Source organism: Clavibacter sp. MX14-G9D, from assembly GCF_032917815.1.
Taxonomy (GTDB): Bacteria; Actinomycetota; Actinomycetes; order Actinomycetales; family Microbacteriaceae; genus Clavibacter; species Clavibacter michiganensis_K.
The window spans coordinates 1-4484 of sequence record NZ_JAVCVL010000210.1 but is presented as its reverse complement, the minus strand read 5'-3'; the positions used below and the strand labels follow the sequence as shown (position 1 = coordinate 4484).

Annotated in this window: 5 protein-coding genes; 2 read left to right on the top strand and 3 right to left on the bottom strand. The window is 71.1% G+C overall.

The window, feature by feature from the left end; all coding sequences use genetic code 11:
* Positions 1 to 61: 61 nt before the first annotated feature.
* Positions 62 to 1066, bottom strand: a complete 1005-nt coding sequence (locus Q6969_RS13205) for a glycosyl hydrolase (protein WP_317230848.1) — start codon at positions 1064 to 1066, stop codon at positions 62 to 64.
* 1004 nt (positions 1067 to 2070) lie between these two features.
* On the opposite strand from Q6969_RS13205, the gene Q6969_RS13200 reads away from it, so the two are divergent.
* Positions 2071 to 2631 carry a cutinase family protein gene (locus Q6969_RS13200; protein WP_317230847.1) on the top strand — a complete coding sequence of 187 codons (561 nt, stop codon included), beginning with the start codon at positions 2071 to 2073 and terminating at the stop codon, positions 2629 to 2631.
* 49 nt (positions 2632 to 2680) lie between these two features.
* Positions 2681 to 3049, top strand: coding sequence for a hypothetical protein (locus tag Q6969_RS13195; protein WP_317230846.1), 369 nt, complete (start codon positions 2681 to 2683; stop codon positions 3047 to 3049).
* Between the two features lie 138 nt (positions 3050 to 3187).
* On the opposite strand, the gene Q6969_RS13190 is transcribed toward Q6969_RS13195, so the two are convergent.
* Complete coding sequence (locus Q6969_RS13190; protein ID WP_317230845.1) at positions 3188 to 3922, bottom strand: SDR family oxidoreductase; 735 nt, start codon at positions 3920 to 3922, stop codon at positions 3188 to 3190.
* Between the two features lie 84 nt (positions 3923 to 4006).
* The coding region (gene rfaE2 / locus Q6969_RS13185; protein ID WP_317230844.1) for a D-glycero-beta-D-manno-heptose 1-phosphate adenylyltransferase at positions 4007 to 4484 on the bottom strand (478 nt) is incomplete at its 5' end.

Below are 4484 nucleotides of genomic sequence, written 5' to 3'. Positions count from 1 at the left end.
GCTGACGGCCCGGCGCTCGCGGCGCGGCGCTCGACCGTGCCTGCCCGACGGCGTCGCGGGGTCAGCGGCGGCGGAGCGCCAGCGCGTCGCGGAGGGCGTCGGCGGACGCGGCCGAGCTGTCGATGCGCCAGTCCGCCTCCTTGGCGTAGTCGAACCAGACGACGGCGTGGACGTCGGGCTGCGCCTGCAGGTACGCGACGAGGTCCCGGATCCAGGCGGCCTTGGATCCGCCGACCTCGGACGACGCCGTCTCGGCGATGACGACCGGCTTCCCCGGCGCGATGCGCCGCAGCTCCGCGAGGCCCGGGGCGAGCAGGTCGGCCGGCGCGGTCCACGCGTGGCCGGCGACGCCCGTGCCCCAGTTGTAGCCGTCGAGCCCGACGACGTCGACGTACGCGTCGCCCGGGTAGAGGGCCGCGAGGTCGGTGGATCCGGGGTAGGGCACGTTCGGGGTCCACACCCACCGCACGTTCGTGGCGCCCTGCGCGACGACGACGTCGTGGACGTGCCGCCAGGCCGCGGCGTACGAGCCCGGCGCGTTGCCGTTGACGCCCTCGGCCCACGGGTACCAGTCGCCGTTCATCTCGTGCGCGTACCGGAGGAAGACCGGGCCGCCCCAGCGGGCCAGCTGCGTGCCCCAGTCGCGGAGGTACGCGTCGTGGTCGCCGCGGGCGATGGCCGCGTTCGCGACGGCGGGCTGGTCGACGCCGGATCCGGCGACCCACGGCTCCCAGGTGAGGAGGGACTCGGCCCCGCGCGCGGCGACCGCGTCGAGCGCGGCGATCGGGGGCGCCTGCGTGCCGTCGGCGTAGGAGAGCACGATGCTGGGGCTCTCGCCGACCAGGGCCGCCACCTGGTCGAGCTCGGCGCCCGCCGTGGGGCCGCCCGGGGTCGCGACGCCGAAGCGGAGGCGGGCGTCGGAGGTCGGGGGCGTGCCGGTGGTGTCGGTCGTGCCGGGAGACTCGGCCGCGCTCGCCGGAGCGGCGGCGCCGAGGAGACCGGCGGTGAGGGCGAGTCCCAGGAGGAGGGTCGTCGCGGAGCGGAGGGGATGGCGGCTGTGCTGCATGTGATCCAGTTCCTGCGGATGCCCGCTGGTCCGAGGCTATGCGCTGGGCCGGTCCCGGGACGGGGGAAGTCCGCTCAGGCCCGGACGGTCAGCAGATGGTCGGGTCGGTCGGCGACGCCGGGACGTGCGCCGGGCGCTCGTCGCCAGGGCGGGATGTGGAGGGCACCCGTCAGATGCGATCGTGCGATCGCTACCGTGCCGGATCCCCCGACCCGACGTCCAGAGCCCGATGAGCTACGACGAGTACGAGCACGCCTTCGACGGGCCGGGGCACCCCGCCGGGCGCACGCGGCGCGCCGGGCGACGGGTGCCGCGCGAACGTGCCGCGCCGGGGTGGGGCGACAGGGCCGCGGCACTGGTCCTTGCTCATCCTCGAGACGACACGAGCCCGACCCGCGCGATTCGTGGCCGGGCTCGTCTCGCGCGGAGGATGCGGTGGGCGCGTATCAGCCGCCGATAACGGCCAGCCGTCCCCGAGCTCGTGGGTGATGACGAGCTTGCCTGCTGCGATTCCGCGCCAGCGCGAACGCGGCTTCACGACGGCACCGACTCGTCGACTTCCATATCAGTCAAGACGGAGCATGACAAGGGGCGCGAATTCCGCTCCCGAGCAAATGTGAACGCTCGCTACTCTCGGGCTCGCGAGGCTTTTCGGATTCTGCCTCGAGGGCAAGCGCCGACTGGGCGGGGTCTCATGTGGTTTGAGTGGAGAAAGGTGCATGTACGTGCGGGGAGATGTGGATAGCGATCGGGCAGGGTTCGCGTACAAGCCGGCGAGAGTGCGGCATCCGCGGCGAGCGACGGGAGCGGCGTGCTTGGCGATGGCCGCCGTATTCACCCTAGTTGGTGGTCCCGCGCAGGCCGCCACATCAGGAGACCGGTGTGGATTCGTCACGATCATCGGGGTGCGGGGATCGGGAGAGAGCGCGGGTAGCGGGTCCGGGGTGACGCCGTACACCTACGCACAAGGTACCGGGGGTTTCGGGCCGAGACTTGCGGGTGTCATGCAACTGCTGAAGGATGACCCTAATCTCCCGGTCTACGAGGAGGCACTGCGGTATCCCGCAACCATCGTCCCCAATCTAGTCGACCCCAACTACTTCTTGAGCGAACGGCAAGGCGTCGGTGTTCTTCGGGCCGAGATAAATTCATTGGCAGCCAACTGCCCGTCGACCAATATCCATCTGGCGGGCTATTCGCAAGGTGCTCACGTCATCGGCGATGTGCTCGCGGACAAGAATGCTCTGTCGCTGCATGCCCGCACTCTGCTTGACGGTGTGGTGCTGTTCGGAGATCCCACATATCGGGATGGTGAGCGATGGAACGCCGACGGAAACGGCAGCGGTCATGGGATCTTCGTTCGAGCCGAAGGGGCATTTGATGGTTATGCGAAGGCGTCGACCCTGAGCTCATTCCCCATCGCGATGGTGCGATCTTGGTGCGTCGAGAACGACAGATTCTGCCAGAGCGGAGACTCGGAGGCGGCTCATGAGTCGTACTCCAATTCTTATACTCAGCGATTGGCCTATGGGTTTCTCGAGAGCTTCTTGTACTCGGCTGACTAGGGTCTTCATCGGCGTCGCGGTGGGACATCGCGCAACGGAGAGGATGGGGATGGGCAAGGACATGAGTGAGGCGTTCGCGACCGATGCTCATCGGCGTGCCAGCGACAGGAGGGTGACAGCGGGATTGCTGGTGACCCAGCTGCTGGTCGCCGGGGCGGGTTACTTCTGCGTGCTCATGAGCGGGATGGCCTTCGGCGGCTGTGCCGAGCGGGCTCGACCATGCGACTACGGTCTCGGCGACTTCGCGTTCGAATTGGCTCGATGGGGGCTGGGGGTCAGCGTGGTGCTGACGGTCGTCGGGGTGATCGGGGTGATGGCGGCAGGAAGACGCACCCGTGCGATCCCCGCGCTCGGGACGGCACTCGTCCTCCTGATCTCGATCATCTCCCTGGTACTGACGGGGGTCGCCATCGCGTGACGCGCGATGTGCCGGCAAGGTGCCTCGGGGTTTACCGCTCGCCAGTTGTCCCGTTCATGAGACGAGCCCGGCACCCGCGCGATGCGGGGCCGGGCTCGTGTCGTGCGCGGGGCGCTTCGGGCGCGGGTCAGCCGCGGATCAGGGCCAGCTGTCCTCGAGCTCGTGGGTGATGACGAGCTCGCGGATCTCGCAGCCGCGGGGCTGGCCGAGGACGAACATGACCGAGTCGGCCACCGCGGCCGGGTCGTTGAGGTTCGCGTCGGAGCCGGGCTTGTACTTGGGGTCGCGGTCGTCGAAGAAGCGCGTCCTCATGCCGGAGGGGATCAGCGTGGTCACGCCGACCTCGCCCTTCGTCTCGGCGGCGAGGGCCCGCGTGAAGCCGAGCACGCCGAACTTGGAGGCGCAGTAGGCGGTCGCGTCGGAGACGGCCTTGATGGCGAGCGACGACGCGACGGTGACGACGCGGCCGTGCGACTCGGTGAGGAACGGCAGGGCCGCGCGGACGACGGCGACGGTGCCCATGAGGTTCACGCCGATCACCTTCTCCCACTCGGTCGGCGCGACGTCGACGAGGCGGCCGCAGCGGTCGATGCCGGCCGCGGTGACGACCGCGTCGAGGCCGCCGTGCGCCTGGGCGATCTCGGTGACGAGCGCCTCGGTGGCGCGGGTGTCGGAGACGTCGACGCGGTGCGCCTCCATGCCGGTGACGCTCGAGGTGTCGAGGTCGAGGACGATGGGCTCGCCGCCGGCCGCGAGGACCGCCTGCGCGACCGCCGCGCCGAGGCCGGACGCGCCGCCGGTGATGAGGACGCGGCCCGTGCGCGGGGTGCGGGGAGCGGCGGGTGCGGCGTCGGTCTGGGGGGAGTCGGTCATGGGTGTTCCTCTCGTGGTGCGGATCCCGCGCGGGTCGAGCGGCGCGGGCGGTGCGGTGCGGTGCGGTGATGGGCGGGTGGTCGGTCAGCCGACGCGGGCGAGCGCGCCGGCGAGCTTCGTGGTCGAGCGGCCCGGGTGGTACGGCACGGTCACGGCCTGGCCGCCCCACTCGGCGATGACGGCCGACTCGGGCAGGTCCTCGGCGCGGTAGTCGCCGCCCTTCACCCACAGGTCGGGCTTGAGGGTGCGGAGCGCCTCCTCGGGGGTGTCCTCGGAGAACAGCACCACCGCGTCCACCACGCCGAGCGACATGAGGAGGTCGACGCGGTCCTCCTCGGTCATGATCGGCCGCTCGGGGCCCTTGAGGCGGCGCACCGAGTCGTCGGAGTTGAGGAGCACGACCAGGCAGTCGCCGAGCGCGCGGGCCGCGGCGAGCGTGCGCGCGTGGCCGGCGTGGACGAGGTCGAAGCATCCCCCGGTCGCGACGACGGTGCCGCCGGCGGCGCGCGTGTCCCGGATCACCTGCAGGGCGCCCGCCGCGTGGCCGCCGATGGGGCGGGCC